Annotated in this window: 14 protein-coding genes; 6 read left to right on the top strand and 8 right to left on the bottom strand. The window is 36.7% G+C overall.

What is annotated here, in order from left to right; translation table 11 throughout:
* Positions 1-10: 10 nt before the first annotated feature.
* From rfbG to KFE94_02355, 4 genes are all read right to left on the bottom strand, one after another.
* Positions 11-1,111, bottom strand: coding sequence for a CDP-glucose 4,6-dehydratase (gene rfbG / locus KFE94_02370; protein UTW66981.1), 1,101 nt, complete (start codon positions 1,109-1,111; stop codon positions 11-13).
* A complete protein-coding gene (rfbF, locus tag KFE94_02365) occupies positions 1,096-1,869 on the bottom strand; it encodes a glucose-1-phosphate cytidylyltransferase (protein UTW66980.1) in 774 nt (257 codons plus the stop codon). The genes rfbG and rfbF overlap by 16 nt, the downstream gene beginning before the upstream one ends.
* A gap of 166 nt (positions 1,870-2,035) precedes the next feature.
* A complete protein-coding gene (locus tag KFE94_02360) occupies positions 2,036-3,079 on the bottom strand; it encodes a T9SS type A sorting domain-containing protein (GenBank protein ID UTW66979.1) in 1,044 nt (347 codons plus the stop codon).
* A 204-nt stretch (positions 3,080-3,283) separates the two neighbouring features.
* The gene (locus KFE94_02355; GenBank protein ID UTW66978.1) at positions 3,284-5,215 is read right to left on the bottom strand and encodes an ABC-F family ATP-binding cassette domain-containing protein; all 1,932 of its coding nucleotides are present in this window, start codon (positions 5,213-5,215) and stop codon (positions 3,284-3,286) included.
* 111 nt (positions 5,216-5,326) lie between these two features.
* Between KFE94_02355 and KFE94_02350 the strand changes: the two genes are divergently transcribed.
* On the top strand, positions 5,327-6,919 hold the full coding sequence (locus KFE94_02350) for an endonuclease (GenBank protein UTW66977.1): 1,593 nt from the start codon (positions 5,327-5,329) through the stop codon (positions 6,917-6,919).
* Between the two features lie 57 nt (positions 6,920-6,976).
* Here KFE94_02350 and msrA read toward each other — a convergent pair whose 3' ends face one another.
* Complete coding sequence (gene msrA / locus KFE94_02345; protein ID UTW66976.1) at positions 6,977-7,519, bottom strand: peptide-methionine (S)-S-oxide reductase MsrA; 543 nt, start codon at positions 7,517-7,519, stop codon at positions 6,977-6,979.
* A 119-nt stretch (positions 7,520-7,638) separates the two neighbouring features.
* Between msrA and KFE94_02340 the strand changes: the two genes are divergently transcribed.
* Positions 7,639-10,350, top strand: coding sequence for a T9SS type A sorting domain-containing protein (locus KFE94_02340; GenBank protein UTW66975.1), 2,712 nt, complete (start codon positions 7,639-7,641; stop codon positions 10,348-10,350).
* Between the two features lie 105 nt (positions 10,351-10,455).
* On the opposite strand, the gene KFE94_02335 is transcribed toward KFE94_02340, so the two are convergent.
* The 3 genes from KFE94_02335 to KFE94_02325 form a co-directional block, all read right to left on the bottom strand.
* The gene (locus KFE94_02335) at positions 10,456-11,076 is read right to left on the bottom strand and encodes a hypothetical protein (GenBank protein ID UTW66974.1); all 621 of its coding nucleotides are present in this window, start codon (positions 11,074-11,076) and stop codon (positions 10,456-10,458) included.
* A 675-nt stretch (positions 11,077-11,751) separates the two neighbouring features.
* On the bottom strand, positions 11,752-12,255 hold the full coding sequence (locus KFE94_02330; protein UTW66973.1) for a hypothetical protein: 504 nt from the start codon (positions 12,253-12,255) through the stop codon (positions 11,752-11,754).
* Positions 12,256-12,348: 93 nt separating this feature from the next.
* Positions 12,349-13,569, bottom strand: a complete 1,221-nt coding sequence (locus KFE94_02325; protein UTW66972.1) for a T9SS type A sorting domain-containing protein — start codon at positions 13,567-13,569, stop codon at positions 12,349-12,351.
* 172 nt (positions 13,570-13,741) lie between these two features.
* On the opposite strand from KFE94_02325, the gene KFE94_02320 reads away from it, so the two are divergent.
* From KFE94_02320 to KFE94_02305, 4 genes are all read left to right on the top strand, one after another.
* The gene (locus KFE94_02320; protein UTW66971.1) at positions 13,742-14,662 is read left to right on the top strand and encodes a winged helix-turn-helix transcriptional regulator; all 921 of its coding nucleotides are present in this window, start codon (positions 13,742-13,744) and stop codon (positions 14,660-14,662) included.
* Between the two features lie 94 nt (positions 14,663-14,756).
* Positions 14,757-15,194: a heme-binding domain-containing protein gene (locus KFE94_02315; protein ID UTW66970.1), complete on the top strand. Its 438-nt coding sequence runs from the start codon at positions 14,757-14,759 to the stop codon at positions 15,192-15,194.
* A gap of 110 nt (positions 15,195-15,304) precedes the next feature.
* Positions 15,305-17,557: a transglycosylase domain-containing protein gene (locus tag KFE94_02310; GenBank protein UTW66969.1), complete on the top strand. Its 2,253-nt coding sequence runs from the start codon at positions 15,305-15,307 to the stop codon at positions 17,555-17,557.
* Between the two features lie 187 nt (positions 17,558-17,744).
* The gene (locus KFE94_02305) at positions 17,745-19,043 is read left to right on the top strand and encodes an autotransporter outer membrane beta-barrel domain-containing protein (protein UTW66968.1); all 1,299 of its coding nucleotides are present in this window, start codon (positions 17,745-17,747) and stop codon (positions 19,041-19,043) included.
* Positions 19,044-19,045: the final 2 nt, after the last annotated feature.

Raw genomic sequence — 19,045 nt, 5'->3', positions numbered from 1 at the left:
ACCGCTTTAGTTACGCAAAGGAAGACAATTTATCAAAATACGAACGTACTTGTTCTGTCGTTTTTTCAGCCCATTCGGACTCAGGTGCTTTGTACCAGTCAATGGTCCAGATGACCGTATCCTTCGCATTTAACATAGGATACCAGTTTAAAGTAGATTTTGCTTTTTGAATATCTAGTTTAAGCAACCCGGCTTCGTGTAATTGACCTTCTACTTGTTGAACTTCATAAGAACCACTTCCCCAAACATCAATCGAAATTTGAACCAGTTCCTCAACTGTCAATTCATTTTCCGGTTCAGGTCCGAAATTATACGCTGAGGCAAAATTCACCGGATCTTCAGCCATTTTAGCTCCGATCAACAAGTATCCGTATAATGGATCCAATACATGTTGCCAGGGCCTTACTGCATTAGGATTCCTTAAAATAAGTTTCTCGTTTTGTCCCAATGCACGTGCCAGATCAGGGATAATTCTTGCTTCATTCCAATCTCCACCGCCAATCACATTTCCACTTCTTACGGTAGACATAGATTTATGGTGTGTTTCATACTGCTCAGGATTTAGAAATGATAATCTATAAGATTGACTCACGATCTCCGCAGCCGCTTTAGAAGCTGAATATGGATCGTAACCACCTTTTGGTTCATCTTCGGTATATGGTTCAAGTCTTTCTTTGTTTTCATAGACTTTATCCGTGGTAATATTAACCATTACACAAGGTTTTTCCAATTGCCTGAAAGCGTCCAGAACATGAAGAGTTCCCATCACGTTGGTGTCCATAGTTCCCAGCGGATCCGCATAAGATGGAATTACCAAAGCTTGTGCGGCCATATGAATTACAAAGTCAGGTTGGAAGTCTAAGATCGCATGTTTAACTCTTTCACGATATCTAATATCACCTATGATTGAAGTACACAGTTGATCCCCGTTGATTTGGTGATATAAATCTTTTTCTGATTCCGGTTTGAGAGAAAAACCTACCACTTCAGCCCCTAGTTCTTTGAGCATAACTAAAAGCCAGCTTCCCTTAAAACCGGTATGCCCTGTTAGAAATACTTTTTTTCCAGCGTAAGTTTTTTTGAGTAAATCCAGCATTACCAGTTTCTCCATTTAGGTTTTTGTTCCCAAAGTGCATTCAAATCCTTATTGTCTCTCAAGGTGTCCATACACTTCCAGAAACCATCATGTTTGTATGCGACTAACTCACCATCTTTGGCAATATCTTCCAATGGCTGACGCTCCCACATGATATCGTTTGCATCATCATGAAGATATTTGAACACCTCCGGTTTTAGAATAAAGAAACCACCATTGATCCAGGCACCATCTTCTTTGGGCTTCTCAACAAATTTTTGAACGACATTATTCTCGTCCAGATCAATCACTCCAAATCTACTACCCGGTTGTACAATACTCATCGTACAAATTTTACCATGTGAGCGGTGAAATTTTAATTCATCATCCATATTGATGTCGCATACACCGTCACCATAGGTCAACATGAATTCTTCATTACCAATATAAGGCTCAACTTGTTTTAATCTTCCGGCAGTCATTGTTTCCAAACCAGTATCGACTAAAGTCACACTAAATGATTCAGATTTGTTTTTATGGACTTTCACCTGATTGCTTTCCAAATCAACAGTCACATCCGCATTGTGGTAATAATAGTTCAGGAAATACTCTTTGATCATATAACCTTTGTAACCCAAACAAACGATGAATTCTTTGTGACCATAGGACTCATACATTTTCATGATATGCCATAAAATAGGTTTGCCACCTATTTCAATCATTGGTTTTGGTCTTAAATGTGATTCTTCTGAGATTCGGGTGCCTTTACCCCCGGCAAAAATGACTACTTTCATTCGGTATTTTATTGTGCCTGCTTAACAGCGATATGTCGCAAATATAAGACATTGACTATGGATTAATAAGTTTAAGTTTCTTAAAAAATGAAAGAGTGAAATAACCAAAAATTAACCTTAGGATATCACGATACTAAATGCCACCAATTACTACTGAGTGAAGCAGTTACTGCTTAACAAACTGCTGAACTTCATTGGTTTGATCATTGGAATACCTGATAAAGTAAATTCCTTTAGGGAGATGATTCATATCCAAAACTTTTGGACTCAGTTGATCCGGTTGCATAACCACTTTACCTGAAATATCTAAAACGGTAATTTTAAGATCATTTTGGGTTAATTGTAAATGCAATAAATCTTTAACCGGATTTGGGTAAATACTGTTTTGATGTACCACAATATCTTCTTCGTTGATACTGGTCGTGAGATCATCTGCAAATTGCACAGAAGTAATCACACCTAGTTGGGTGGTTACGGACAAAACCGGATAACCTTCATTTTTTGTATACCATTCGTAAGTAGTTTCCATTGAAGGTATAGAAGTTCCAATTCCCAGAAGGTTCACATATACGGTATCTGCTTTGATCACCTCGGTTTTAACACGTAAAGCATCAAATGTACCCCCCGGAGTTTTCAGAATACCCCAACCGTCCACAACATAATTTAAGGTGCCACTTTGTCCGATAGCCCCAAAAGTAGGGACCTGAATGAGGTACGTATAATTGTCAGTATTGACATCATTGTAATTTAGTGGGAGTCGCAACTTTGTTTTAATATCAGAATATTGTGTAGGTAATGGGGCACCCATAATGGTGGTTCCAATTCCAACTTCATTCCATTCACTGGATGAATTTTTAAAGAAAAGATAGTTGTTACTTAAATCCAGAAAGCCACCAATATTCACATCCGGACTCTTACGTGCTTCTGAAGCTTTATACGGAGGATTTAACGGATTGTTAAACATGATTTGATAGAAGAGGGGTGTTTGGGATACCGCTTGATAAGTGATGGTATCTCTGCTACTTCTCACCAGACTGGTGAAATCCCATGTTTGATTAGGTCCGGTTTGCGTCAAATCCAAATTGGTAGCGGTTGAATTAGATCGGATATATGATTTACCGGGTTGTGGAAGATCAAATGATTCAATAGTTACTTGAGCATATGATGAGAGTGTACACAAAAAGAAAGCGAGAGATATAAGTCTTGTCATGAATCCGGTGTTTACTCAAAAATAACAAAAATCGAACCATAAAAAAACCGTTTTGATTAGGGGCCAAAACGGTTTTTAGGGGCAGATGTAAAGGCTCCCCCCTTTACATCCTAATGAAAACTTATACAACAAACGTAAAGGTGTTTTGAAATCTACACAATAGGGGATAACCCCTAATTTTTCTATATGTACGAGGAATTTGATCTATTGCAGATCTTCCAAATCGGTATGAAGTTTTTCCCAATTGGCCATAACCGTTTCTAATTCTCTTGATTTTTCAGCATGTTGGGTATAGAGTTCTTCAGGATTGGAATCTGCCGCTTGAGCTAATTGTGATTCGATATTTGAAATTTCTGTTTCTAATTTCTCGATTTTCTTTTCAGCTTTTTGGATATCCTTATTGATTTTTCGAATCAATTTATCATTTTCTTTCTTCTGTAGATACGCATCTTTTTGCGCAGACTCCTTATTCGTCTTGATAACGGGAGCTTTTTTAGCTGATGTTTCAAAATCTCTAAAGGTATCAGATTGATGTTTACGTAAGAAATCATTGATTGGACCTAAATGTTCCTGAACCCGACCATCGATAAATTCAAAGGTTTTTTGTGTTAATCCATCCAGGAAATCTCTATCGTGAGAAACAACTACTAAAGTTCCATTGTATTCCAAAAGTGCTTTTTTCAGCATCTCTTTAGAAGCAATGTCCAGGTGATTGGTAGGCTCATCCATTACGAGCAGGTTTCTCGATACCAATAACATTTTAGCTAAAGCCAATCGAGATTTTTCTCCTCCTGAAAGTACTTTTACCTTCTTATCCATATCGTCTTCTCTAAATAAGAAAGTTCCTAAAAGTCCACGCATACGTGCGGGGTTGGTCCATTCGTTGGTTGCAATGTTTTCAATGGTTTGATACACGGTGATATCCGTGTCTAAAGTGTTTTCCTGAACCTGAGCGTAATAGTTCATTTCCACATTGTGTCCCAACATTATTTTTCCTTCATGTCTTTCGTCTTCACAGAATAGCTTGAGGAAAGTGGATTTCCCCATTCCATTTTGTCCAACAAGAGCCACTTTCTCGCCACGATTCACTTCCAGATTCACATCTGTGAAAATCTGATGCTTGCCATACGCTTTAGCTACATTTTCTGCCTTTAAAACCACCTGACCGGATCTTTGCGCTTCTGGAAATTTAAATTGAATACTGCTATTGTCCACAATATCAATTTCTATTCGCTCTACTTTGTCTAGTTGTTTCTGTTTGGATTGTGCTGCTTTTGCCTTGGTTGCTTTGGCTTTAAATCGCTCAATAAATCGTTCTTGCTGCTTAATGTAATCCTGCTGATTTTTTTGTGCACGTAATTGTTGTGCAATACGTTCCTCTCTTAATGTGAGATATTTGGTATAAGGCACTTTGTAATCGTATGTTTTACCCATAACGATTTCAATGGTACGATTGGTCACATTATCCAAAAACATTTTATCGTGTGAAATCATCATCATCGCACCGGAGTAGTTTTTTAAATATCCTTCCAGCCAGATAATAGCTTCAATATCCAAATGGTTGGTCGGCTCATCCAGTAGCAATAGCGTAGGCTTGATGAGAAGTAGTTTTGCCAGTTCCACACGCATTTGCCACCCCATACTGAATTGGGTCATTTTCATTTGGAGTTTGTCTCTCGTAAAACCTAACCCAATTAAAATTTTCTCTGCCTCACTTTCCGGATTTCCCAAATCAATAATATCCAGACGCTCGTGCTTTTCGGTGAGCTGCTGAATTAAAGCCTGATATGCATCACTTTCATAATCTGTTCTGGTTTCTAATTGATGATTGATGTCTTCGATTTCCTGTTTAAGTGTATTCATTTCTTCGAATGCGCTTAAAGCTTCTTCCAACACCGTTTTTTCAGATTGAAACATGAGTTCCTGAGCCAGATAACCCAAACTCTCATCACTCGATACCGTAACAGAACCGGAGTCTAGTTTTTGACGCCCCATAATGACCTTCATGAGTGTGGATTTTCCCGCTCCGTTTTTACCCACTAATCCAATACGATCTCTGGAATTAACCAAAAATGAAATGTCCTTAAAAAGATCAATTCCTGAAAAAGAAACACTGATACCGTTAATACTGATCAAAACAAATTAATTTAAAGTGATTTTCGAGAGTCACAAATTTAACCGAAGCGGCATCATATCAAACGAATTGATGAATTAAGTTACTTTTGATTTTCTAAACAATTGATGATGATGAAAAAGCTTTTCGTATTTCTTTTTTTAATACCTTTTTTTGGATATTCACAACCGCTTGATTTTGCTAGTAAAAGCTATGATTTTCAAAATGTTATTTATTCGGATTCGAATTATATCAATGTTATAATTGATAATGTTTCCGGGTATGATATCAATGTGACCGGGCTGACCTTTTTCTCAAAATATGATCATCGCCCGTTTTATGTATTTGATTCTGTTTTTACCATTACAGCAGGAGGAACACATACGGTGCCTATGTATTTTAAACCTGAGCAGAATATTTTCCATGAGATGCAGGCCGTAGTACATACAGATTTTAGAGGAGATTATTTGTTGGATTTAAGAGGATCCGGATTGTTTAGTAATCCTTATTATTCAGCAACATTTGATAAAAAAGAGCAAGCGCTTAAGGATGAACTGAAAAGTATCCTGGCTTCGGGATATCAACAATTGTCATACAACGTGGCACGTGATAATATGTACGGAAGTATTGATAACGTGAATGGTGATGTAACTTGTGTATATACAGCCAGAGTAGCCACATTTAATACGCGTCCGGGGGCAAATGCGAATAATTTTAATTGTGAACATACTTTCCCACAAGGGTTCTTTAGTCAGGGTTTACCGATGAGAAGTGATATTCATCATTTGTTCCCAACTGATGTGACTTCAAATAGCCAAAGAGGAAACTTACCATTTGGTGTGGTATTTGGAACTCCAAGTTGGAGTAATGGTGGTTCTAAAAAAGGTGGTGGTGTATTTGAGCCAAGAGATCCACATAAAGGAGATGTGGCCAGAGCATTATTCTATTTTGTGGTGAGATATCAGGATTATTCCAATCATGTTCAGGGACAAGAAAGCATTTTAAGAGATTGGTATTACAATGATTTACCGGATGCGAAAGAGATTCAAAGAAATGATGATATTCATGCATTACAGAAGAATAGAAATCCATTTGTGGATTATCCGCAATTTTTAAAACGAATCCAAAAGATATCCGGAAATTCAGTAGCACCTGTGGTTAAAACTCTATACGTGTCCAGAGATACCGTAGATATGCGTTTTCAAACAGACAGTTTGTATTACACCATTGGAATAGTGAATACAGGAAATCAGGCAATAACAATGACCAACTTTGATATTCCAAATTCCAGTAACTTTTCTTTCGCCCAAACTATGGGCACAGAAGTGCTGTTACCGGGTAAAGGATTAGAAATCAAAATTAATGTCACACCAACCGCAAATACCACAGTGACGGATTTTCTAAACTTTGATTCTGATGCAACCGGAATGTCTCAGGTGAGCATTGCGTTGTTGGGAGAGTGGACTACGGTTTCTACTTCTGAAATTGAAGCGAAAGACAATTTAGAGGTTTTTCCAAATCCGTCAAATGAGACTGTAAATATCGTTTGGGAAGGGAATACTAATTATGAGATCCAAATCTTCAATGTGCTGGGAGAGCTGGTTTATAGTGGTGTAAGTACTTCAACTCAGAGCGAAATTCAAGTGTCAAATCTGGAGGCGGGTGCTTATGTGGTAAAAGCAGTAAATGGCGATCAGTTGAAAAAGACGGTTTTGATGGTAAAATAATGAAATGAAAAAGTCCTGAAACATGCAGGACTTTTAATAATTTCTAAAGGTGCCTGACTATTTCAATTTATCACTAAAGACCTTCTTGAATTTTTCTACCTTAGGTTGAATCACTAATCTACAGTATTGCTCATCTCCATGAAGATTATAATAATCATTATGATAATCTTCAGCTGGATAGAATACATCAAAAGCGGTGATCTCTGTAACGATAGGATTAGCATAAACACCAGATTGATCTAATTTGGTTTTATATTTTTCTGCCAATTCTTTTTGTGTTTCAGACGTATAAAAAACAGCTGAACGATATTGTGTACCTATATCACCACCTTGTCGGTTTAATGTGGTAGGATCATGTACTTTCCAGAATACTTCAAGTATTTCAGTAAATGAAACGACTTCAGGATTGAAATTAATTCTAGCAACTTCAGCATGTCCGGTTGTCCCGTTACAAACCTCTTTATACGATGGATTTTTAACATGTCCACCACTATATCCGGATTGAACAGATTCCACCCCATTGAGTTGTTGAAATATGGTTTCAATACACCAAAAACAACCCGCGCCTAAAATTGCAATTTCATTTTTACCCTTTTCCATATTCGAATGATTTAATCGTGGACGAAATTAATTTATTAGATCAATAATGGAAGTTTTTAACGGAACCCCTTGATTGTTAAAATTTTATTAATTTTATGAGCAAACAAACCTGAAATGCTATGAAAAATATTTACACTCTCATGATCGCATTATTAAGCGCATTTTTTGTTTCAGATGCGACAGCCCAATCTTACAATTTTGATGGATTAACTTCCGGTGATGTTGGAAGTTTTTCAAATGGTTGGTTAGGGTCTCCTACAACCAATTATAGTTGGCGTGCAAATGCAGGACCCACAATCTCTCCGGGAACCGGACCAAATGTGGATCACACACTGGGAACAGCAGCCGGAATCTATATGTATGTAGAAGCTTCATTGCCTGCTGCGGTTGGAGATACGGCATCATTAATAAGTCCGAACATTACCCTGACAGGAGTGCCAAATCCGGGATTGAGTTTTTGGTACCATATGGCAGGAACTGCAATGGGAAATATGTATATCGATGTATTGAGTGGGGGAACCTGGCAATTGGGCGTAGATTCTTTAATTGGAGCTACGCAAGCTGATCCGGCCGACCCATGGTTAAATAAAGTGGTGAATTTGGGCGCTTTTTCCGGAGTGATTAAAGTGAAGTTTAGAGCAGAATTTGGTACTGCATGGTCAGGAGATATGGCTATTGATGATGTAAGTCTGATTCAGATGACGCCATACGATGCGAGTTTGAACAAAATTTTGCCTTCACATCCGTATTACATGACGCCACATTCTCAATTGCAAACTGTAACTTTTTCCGGGGTGGTGAGTAATGAAGGAGCAGATACAATTACCAATGTGACTCTAAATGCTTCTGTGAATACAACTCCTATGTCTGGTTCTGTGACGCAGATTCTTCCTTCAACTGAAGATACCATTGCTTTAAGTTCAACATATACCCCTTCTACAATAGGTCTATATATTGCTGATTTTACGGTTGCCATCTCAGAGACGGATACCACCTTATTCAATGATTCTGCGCAATATATGTTTGAAATTTCAGATACGATTTATGCACGTGAAAATGATAATGTTACGCAAGGAATTGGTTTTACAGGTGCCACGGGTGTATTTGGACAAATGTTTGAAATATTTAATACGGATTCATTAACGTCTGTTTCTTTCAAATTAGTAGGACCGACCATTAATGATGATATCAAAGTAAAAATCTATCAATGGAATAGTACAACCGGACAACCTGGAACTATTATGGATTCTACGGCCAGTTTTAATATTCCTGCCGATACGGCACAATGGTACACATTGCAGTTTCCATGTGACCGCATATTAACACCAGGTAAATACTTTTTTGCGATAGAGCAGTTGGCGACCAACAATTTATCGATGGGATATACTTCTGAGTTTTATGAACCGGGTGTAACCTGGTTTAATGGAGGTACTGGGTGGACTTCATTTGAGTCTTCCGGATTCAATGTTTCGTTAGCAATTCGACCAAACTTTGGCGTAGCTTCCTGGCCTACGGTTTCTTTAGGTAATGATACTGGATATTGTGCGGGTTCTTCTATTAATTTAACCGCTCCTTCCGGATTTTCTTCTTACTTATGGAGCAATGGATCAACAACACAAGTGTCTACTGTTTCAATGGCTGATACTAATTTTTGGGTAGAGGTAACCAATGCCAGAGGTTGTGCAGTAAGAGATACGATTGTGGTTAGTGAATTACCATTACCAATTGTTGTACTTCCGGCAGTGGTTGGAATCTGTGATAATACATCAGCAACTTTGGTAGCAAATAATGATCCGACTTATACTTATTTATGGTCAACCGGGTCAACAGATTCTTCAATTGTAGTAAACACTCCGGGAACCTATCATGTGACCGTAACGAGTTCTGATGGATGCTCCGAAACAGGATTCTCTTTTGTACAACAAGGAATTACTCCGGTAGCACAGATCAATGGAGATACGGTGCATTATTGTCAGGGAAGTTCCGTTCAGGTTTCTGCTCAGGGAACCGGAAATCTTTATACCTGGAGTAATGGAACTACAGGCAATCCAACCTCGATTAGCCAACCGGGAATTTTTGTTGTAACTGTAACATCTCCTCAGGGGTGTTCGGATATAGATTCGGCATTTGCAGTAGAAAATCCGGCTCCTCCGGTATTTTTATCAGATACGGCCCTGACATTTTGTGATGGTGATTATGGTTCAGTTCATGCCAACACCATAAATGGGGCATCCTATTTATGGTCAACAGGAGATACAACTTCCAGTATTTCAACGAATCAAGCGGGTATCTATTGGGTACAAATAGCGGTTAATGGATGTTCAAATGCAGATTCGGGTTTTGCAACAATCCACCCAAAACCAATTGTGAATTTTGGACCCGATACATTGATTTGTGATACAGCTATAATCACATTAGATGGTGGGGTAGGAATAAGTTGGATTTGGTCTACAGGAGAAACCACTCAAATGATTTCAGTAAATACAGCAGGAAGTTATTCTGTAACGACTACCAATAATAATGGGTGTAGTGGATCAGATACCATCGTGGTCACAACAGAAATCTGTGTTGGTATTGAGGATTTAGTTCGAAAAGGTCATGAAATATCACTATACCCAAATCCCACTTCGGATAAAGTATATTTAGACTTAAGACCTGAATGGGTAGATTCGGAACTTAGAATAGTAGATGCCAAAGGAGCTTTGAGCTATCAAAAAATAATTCAAAATGAACTTGAAGAGATTGATGTTCGAACTTGGAGAGCTGGAGTATACTATGTTCAGATTTTCGTTGGAGAAGAGGTGTATACTTCCAATTTTATTGTGAAGTAACACGAATAAGAATCTAAAATGAAAGGCCACATTTATGTGGCCTTTTTTATTTGATTCGATTTCTTTATGGATTAATAAGTTTACTTTCATTTGTTTATGAATATTTTAATATAAACCTTTTTTGTTCAGAGTTCCATGTAGCCAATCCACATGTTCATCAGGAGATTTTGAGTCAAATTTTTCAAAAGAACTAAATGTTCCTGGAGCAAAATCATAGGGCACATTATCATTATCATAAGGGCCTGCAATCCCAATGGTCCAGCCGTCATCAGCGGCCCAATGTGGAGGATTCATCTTGAATTTGAATACATAGTAATCAAGCTTTTGGTTTTTGTTATTAACTTCCTGTTCCCTTGTTACTTTTTGAACGTATTCAATTTGGTCTGGTCGGTCTCCTAATTCATTTGGATGTAGAAGCCAATAAACCAATGAGGACTCAGCACTTGATTTGAAGTTATTGTATTTATCAGGAAACAAGTTGGTCTTATTGTGTTCTTCTAATATTGAATAAAGTATTCCTCTTGTTCCGGGATCATTGGCTAATTTATTGATTAGTTCATGGTCAATAGTTGTTTTTTTATCCAATGAATTAATAAGCGGTTTGACTTTTTCAAATATATCTTTATCTCTTTTTTGTGAGGCTTTTATTGTCGCCCAATATCTATAAATCAAGAAAATTACAATTAACCCTATTAATCCTCCAATTATGTACAGTATGATTTGCATTTATATTAGATTCTTTTAAAAAACTAAATTATATATTACGCGTTAATTGTAGTTTTATATTTATCAAGTTCTTAAATCTAATTTATCAATAATGTGATTACAATTGGGACCCAACAGAACATTTATAAGAACAACGCTATCTCTGGATATCGGAATTTTAGAAATCACTAAACTTGCGAAGCCCTTCTTCGTTAAAAATAGATCCTATTCCCCCTTTTCTAAATAAAGTTTAGAATATCCCTCATTTATAGTTTGGGTAGTGTCTTTTGAATCGGTCTTATATTATACCGATAAATGGATCTGGGATTATTGTTGATTCTCGGTAACTAACAATAGTATATTCAATGTTATCACTATCTGATTCGGTTTTAATAATTGTTTTACAATCCACTTTTGTCAAAAAAACACCCCTGCAAGAAGGATCATATTTGGTATTATTTTTCACAATAGAACAGGCAATTATTTGAGAATAAATAAGGATTATTAGAATAGATTTTCTCATAATTACTGTCAACGTTCTAAGGTTTGATATAAGGATTTGGATAATATTACCTTCTGTATAACGGCTATTTTTTATTGTTTAAAATTGATGACCTAAGGTACAGCATATATTGTTTCATTCTTAACCTTGTTAGAATAAACGACTATAAACATTATACGGTAGGGTATTACTTTTTATTCGTTCTGAAGTTCTGTGATCAAATCAAATAGTTTTTGACCACCGAATTCTTCTTTGTACTTCCCAATTGAGATTGTTTTACCTTGATAGGAAAATTGGACGATTTCAGGATGTATATAGAATGTTCGGCTTGAATCAGGTGTGACATCAACCCCAAAGACTTTTTGTCGGGCTGCTGTAGTTTCTAAATCAGATTTCACAAATTTTCTGTACATTAAATCTTTAATCTCAGAAATATGATAGGTATCAATGAATCGTTGACCGAATATCCAAGTTTCATAATAAAGCGATTCAGCTGTAAGAATAATTACATGCCTTTTTCCTAGTTGAAAAATGGAGATAATGATAAGGACAACACAAATACTAGAGCCCACCAAGCTTATTAATAGGTCGTTTAGGTTAATAAGAACAATAATACCTGCTATAGCTAAAAGTAGCTTTAATTTAGGGTTAACTGATATACGATCATTCTTAAGTTCAGTATGGAAAAGTTCGGTCATATTTGAAATTGTATGTACTAAACTGCGAAAGAATAATTCACTTTTAAAAAATCAAATAAAATCTAGATTTATCATTTTCATAAAAGAAAATCATTACCATACTATAAACCTTTTTACTTGTGAATCCGTTTTACCAATTCTTTGAATGAAATAGTGTCCAGATTCGAATGTGGATACTGGAATTATATGGTTTTGACCGGAGTAAATTAATTGACCATTTGCATTGTATATTTTGTATAAATACAGGCCTTTTTTGTTGTTCTCAATATACAATACATCAGAAACAGGGTTGGGGTAAATCTGCCATTGAAACGTATTTGAAAAATGATCAATTGAAAGAATGTGAATGGTATCTTTTTTCACTTGTTCACAACCATTTTGGTATGTGGTCAAAGAAATCTCGAATGATCCGGTTGAATGGAATACATGAGATGGGTTTGAAAGATTAGAATATGTCCCATCCCCAAAGTCCCATGTCAAACTATCTATATTTTGAGATGTATTGGTGAATAATACCGTATCGGATTGAATGGTATAGCTAAAGTCTGTGACTTGGTTATAGGTATTAATTCTCCAATTTGAGAAATGATTTAACACGACACTATCACTTAATTTTTGAATTTGATTGGCATCAGATAATGTTAAAGAAGAAATTTCGGAAGTGCCTAAAGATGGCTTTTGAAAAATTGAGGAATAGAAGGTACAGGCTGCAACATATGAACCTTTGTCATTAGGATGAATATCTCCGAAACCTCCCCATAAAATATCATTTTGATCGGTATTCCATTTATGTCTAAAGACTTCCCCAACTGGGGCAAAAAAGGTATTTGTAGAATCGACAAGATATTCTAAATTGGTTTTGATAGCGGACATCGTATTGTTATAGGTCACCAAATCAGCTGTGCTATTTCCCCATACTCCATATGAAATTTCGTAAAATAATACTTGAGTACATGGATTGTATTTATAAATAGAATCTAGTAAAATCTGCGCTCTTGAATAGGTTATCTCAATTGGAAAAGAGTATCCAGGAGATTCGTTAGAACCAGGTTGTAAGACAATATAGTCCCATTGTTTTTGCATAAAATGGTTATAAACATTTGGATCATTCACATGATTGACAAAACCGGTTCCTCCAGGGGCATAAACAGTAACTTCCGTAGTATCTCCGAGGGAGTTTGCAATGGACTCAAATGTTTGAGGCATATTATTATAATAAGTAATACTGTTTCCTATAAATAGAATTTGAGTGGTATTTTGCGCGTGAGATTTGATGGCTACGATCAGCATCAAAATAAGTAGAACCTTTTTCATATGAGTTTAAAAACATCCTCTAGAACGAATTGCTCCAGATTCAGTTGCCATTTCATAAATCAATTTGATCGGAGTTGCATTTTTTCGATATTTCAAATGTAAATTAATGTAAATCTATGGTAATTTGATTTGAAAGCCATTTGAGAAAATATTAATCCAGTAGTTTTGTAATATGCGAAGAGAGCACTTAAGATATTTACTTCTTATTTTCATTTGGTTTTTTAGTCTGGGGCAAATCACTGCCAGAGAATCGAATGAATTAAAACACTACAAAGTGGCCATGAGAATGATTGGTCATGAAATACTAAAAAGTGTAGGGGATTCTACTTCAAGAGTATTACCGGTTGAATTAAAAGAGGGACGATTTCAGATTCAATTTGAGTCTTCGTTTGATTTTAACCCTGATGATTTGACACTACATATGGATAGTGTAATCGCTGAATATAAAATAGCTGAGCATTACATTGTGGAAGTGGAAGATTGTACTGACCATCAAGTGGTGTATGCATATGAATATGGGACCAGGAAGGATTCTTATGTGATTCCATGCCGAGGGAGAGAATATCCAGAAGCATGTTATGAAGTATTTGTAACGATTTTAGGACCTTCCCCAGAGAACCCAAAAGTTGACTCTGTATTTTCCCCTGTATTATTTAGCAGCAACGTGTCATCAGATCCTGAAGAAAAAGGAGAGCATAAATCAAAACTGATGTTATGGATTTTACCGATCATTATTGGTCTCGGTTGGGTCATGTATAAAAGGAGAAAGGAAGAGGACGTGCTACCATCCAATATGTTGGTACTTGGAAAATATCAGTTTGACACAAAAAACATGGTATTACAATTCGAAGGTGAAAATGAAGAGTTAACGGGGAAGGAAACAGATTTACTTACACTTCTGTATCATTCTGTAAATGAAACTTTGGAACGCGAAAAAATATTAAAGAATGTGTGGGGGGATGAGGGAGATTACGTAGGAAGAACTCTGGATGTATTTATCTCCAAGCTGAGAAAGAAATTAGATCGGGATCCGAATATCAAAATCATAAATATCAGAGGGATTGGCTATAAGTTAGTATTGAATGATGCTTAAAATTTACTGATTTTGGGAGATCAAAAAATAACGAATTGTAGGTATCGATATAGCCAGATTTTAATAGTAAAATTGCACCAAATAGAAAAGAAGTATGAAAAAGCGAATCTTATTGGGGCTGGTTATATTGTTTTTAGGCATGCAGTTGTTTAGAATTGATATGGAGAATCCTACTGTAAATTATGAACATGATTTTATTTCAATGATGAATCCTCCCGCTGAGGTGGAGGCAATTTTGAGAACGTCATGTTATGATTGTCATTCGAATGAAACCAATTATCCATGGTATAGTAATGTTGCGCCAGTTTCCTGGTGGGTAGAACATCATATTGAAGAAGGGAGAGAAGAATTGAATTTTTCAGAGTGGGGTACTTACGATGCAGAGCGTAAAGATCACAAATTGGAAGAGTGTGCTGAGGAGGTAGAAGAAGGCGAAATGCCATTGCAGCCATATACCATTACACATGGTGATGCCAAGTTAACGGATGAACAAAAAGAATTACTGGAAGAGTGGTTCAATTCAGTAAGATAGTTCTTTAAAAATGAATACAAATCCCGAATGTATCTGCATTCGGGATTTTTTTTGTCCATTAAAATATCTTTATTTTCGGATCGTTATCCAGCAAGAAACCACAGAAACTTATGATAAAACGTATTGTTCGCTACGCAATCGGGCTTATTCTAATAAGCATAACTCTATTTGTATTGTTTGTTGTTGCGGTCAATTATGAGGTTTTTGGTCATCTGTATAGTAAAAAAGAGTTAAAAGATTTTAAAAATCAATTAGCCACGGAAGTTTATAGTCAGGATGGAATTTTGATTGGAAAATTCTTTGCTAAAAACCGTACAAATGTTACTTACGATGAGTTGCCACAACATTTGATTGATGCGTTGGTTGCTACAGAAGATGCACGCTATTTTGAGCATGAAGGTGTGGATTCCAGAAGTTTGATTCGCGTTTTGTTTAAAACCATCCTTATGAACGATGCACGATCAGGAGGAGGTAGTACGATCACACAACAATTGTTGAAGAACATGTATGGTCGTCAGAAGTTTGGCCCGTTTACCATTCTGGTAAATAAGACAAAAGAAGCTTTATTGGCTTATCGTTTAGAATCCATCTATAACAAAGAAGAAATACTGACGCTTTACTTAAATACTATCCCGTTTGGAGAAACAGTCTATGGAATAGAATCGGCTTCATTGTTGTTTTTTAATAAACCTGTTTCAGAACTAAATATTACCGAGAGCGCAGTTCTGGTAGGGATGCTGAAGGCCAATACATATTACAATCCACGATTATATCCAGAGCATGCTTTCCAAAGAAAAAATGTTGTGTTGGGACAAATGTTTAAGTATGAGTATCTGGATCAAACTGAGTTGGATTCACTTCAAAAACAAGAGATCATTTTAGATTATGCAAATCTGGAGTCCCAGGGTCGTGCCAACTATTTTATGGTAGAGGTGAAGAAGGAGTTGAAGCAAATTCTGGAAACAGTTTTAAATCAAACGGGGAAGAATTGGAATTATAGAACCGATGGTTTAATTGTAGAAACAACACTGGATTCGCGAGTACAGGGTTTTGCTTTGAATTCGTTTAAAAAGCACTTATCGGGCAAACAAAAAAAGTTGATTCAACAGTATCAAAGTGGTACTTCTAAAAAGAATTTGAGCGAGTTGGTAACTTCTATTATTCAACGGAACAAATGGGAAAATAGAAAAGATGAAATAGTTCGCGCAGAAGTGTTTTCATGGGATAGTATCTATTATGACTCCATTACTGTAGAAGACAGTATAAAAAATGCATTGTTAACCATTCAGGCCGGATATTTGGCAATTTCACCGAAAACGGGTGCGGTAAAAGCGTGGGTAGGAGGAATTGATTTCAGAACAAATCCGTATGATCAAATATTGGCCAAAAGACAAGTTGCGTCTACGTTTAAACCCGTACTATATGCAGCAGCATTGGAAAAGGGAATGTCCCCATGTGATTACTTGAGTAATACCCCATTAGAATATGAAGATCAGGGCGGATGGAAACCATCAAATTATGATCATTCGGAAGGGGGAGAGTATTCTCTCACAGGTGCTTTGATTCGTTCAAAAAATATCCCATCGGTAGATTTGCTTTTTAAAGTAGGTTTTGATGAGGTAGATTATCTGTGGCGTAAAATGGGATGCACAGGTAAATTGCATCACACGCCTTCAATGGCTTTAGGGACGGTTGAAGCGAATATGAAGGAAATGGCTATTGCTTATGCATCATTTGCCAATGGAGGATTTAAGATCAATACCTATACCATTGAGACCATAAAAACGGCTGATGGAGAGGTTATATATGAAAAGAAAAAACAGGACTTGAACGAGTCCATTTTGGAGTCGCGTTCAAGTCATCTCATGAATGAAATATTGCAGAAAGCAATTAATCAGGGAACAGGAACAGCGATACGCTCTCGATATAGTGTGCGTATTCCCTGGGCCGGGAAAACAGGAACTTCTCAAAATTATGGGGATGCGTGGTTTGTAGGTTATAATCCGGATGTAGTGATGGTAAGTCGTGTAGGGAATTCATATTCCTCCATTCATTTTAATTCCGGTAGCGAAGGCTCTGGCGGGAGATTGGCTTTGCCAATTGTAGCTTTAACATTGCAACAGGTTCAAAAATCAAAGGAAGTTTTGAAATTATACGATCAGGATTTTAAGGAATTATCAGATCCTTTATTGCAAGAATTAAACTGTCCGGATTTTGAAGAAGATAGTACATTGGATAAATTGAAATTGTTCTTGAAAAAAGACAAAACCACGATTGAAAAACAAGAAAGTAAAAACAAACCCGAGAAGAAAAAGTCCAAAAAGAAGAAAAAGAAAAGAGGCTTGTTTAAGAAGAAAAAATAGCATTTAACCCTGCTTATATCAAAGGATTACTTAAAGTTGTTGTCTCTAAAGCCCACTGTTTATAGTGCATTCAGCGAACTACCTATTAGTAGGTAATTTTCAAAATCTCCCTATTTGTTATTTGGAATCAGTCTAAATAGAATCTTTATTTGCAGTCTATTTAGAATCAATCTAAATAATGATTTAAATGAAAAACGGATTTACTATACTTTCTTTTGTGATCATCTTGTTGGGGCATCAGGTTGAAGGATTTGGTCAGAATACCACTTCAAACCCAAACGATTCGACTCAACAAGTTCAGTTGGCTGAAAAGCTGGCTAAGGCCATCAGCAAATTAAGTATGAAAGCCTATGGAGTAGTGAATTACTATAACTATGACTGGCAAACTGATCCGGATCGAAGAGATGCTGTAGATATTGAACGTATCAATATGTATATGAAATATCGCTTCACAGATAAAATTACCCTAAAGACCGAGTTTGAAATTGAGCATGGTGGGACCGGAGCAACCATGGAGTTGGACAAATTTGAGGAGTTTGGAGAGTTTGAGACTGAAATTGAAGCAGGTGGAGCGGTATTATTGGAGCAGTTAAATATTACTTTCAATTATAAACCCTGGTTAAATATTCGCGCGGGTCGATTAAAACTATATGTGGGTGTTTCCTCTAAGCTAGACTTGCCGGTTGATTATTTCACAGGATATCGTTCAACTATGGAGAATACCATTTTACCACTAGGATGGTATGAAGTTGGGTTAGAGGCATTTGGTGATATTGGTCTAAAGAAAAAATGGAGTTACAAGTTGTATTTGGTAAACGGACTTTCTAGTTCAGGTTTCTCTTCTGCGAATTGGATCAAGCGTGGTTTTCAAAGACGTTTTGAGGTGGCAAATGCAGAAAACTTAGCGGTAGCTGGTAGATTCGATTACAATTTGAAAAACAAAAGCTGGGTAGGCGTTTCAGGATACTTTGGAAACTCTAACGACAACCGCCCTAAGCCTGATTTAGAAGGAGTGCCCGGACATGTAAGTATTGTGGACGCTCATGCTTGTTTGAACTTCAAGAAGTTTAAAGTGCGTAGTATGTTGATGTATGGACATCTGCAAAACTCAGATTTGATTTCCGAAGCAAATCGAAATCTATCTAACAATTTGAACGAGAAAAGAACTCCGGTTGGATCTGATATGTTAGGATTTTTTGTGGAGTCAGGATATGATGTCTTGTCATTTACAAAAGTGAAAGACAAACAGCTTTTTGTTTTTGGCAGATATGACTTTTATGATACTATGTATGGTGTGGAGCCTGGGATTTTTAAAAATCCGAGATGGGAGCGAAGCGCGGTTACATTTGGGATTAATTATTTCCCACACCCAGAGGTGGTAATTAAATCACATTACGCTATGCGAACGCTGGGGTTAGCAGTAGATAACAAAGAAAACACGTTCTTGATTGGGATTGGATTTAAATTCAGTACTCGCAATTATTAATT

The sequence above is a fragment of the bacterium SCSIO 12643 genome (genome assembly GCA_024398135.1).
Taxonomy (GTDB): domain Bacteria; phylum Bacteroidota; class Bacteroidia; order Flavobacteriales_G; family Salibacteraceae; genus CAJXZP01.
The sequence above is the reverse complement of the archived record's forward strand: the minus strand, read 5'-3'. Positions and strand labels throughout refer to the sequence as shown.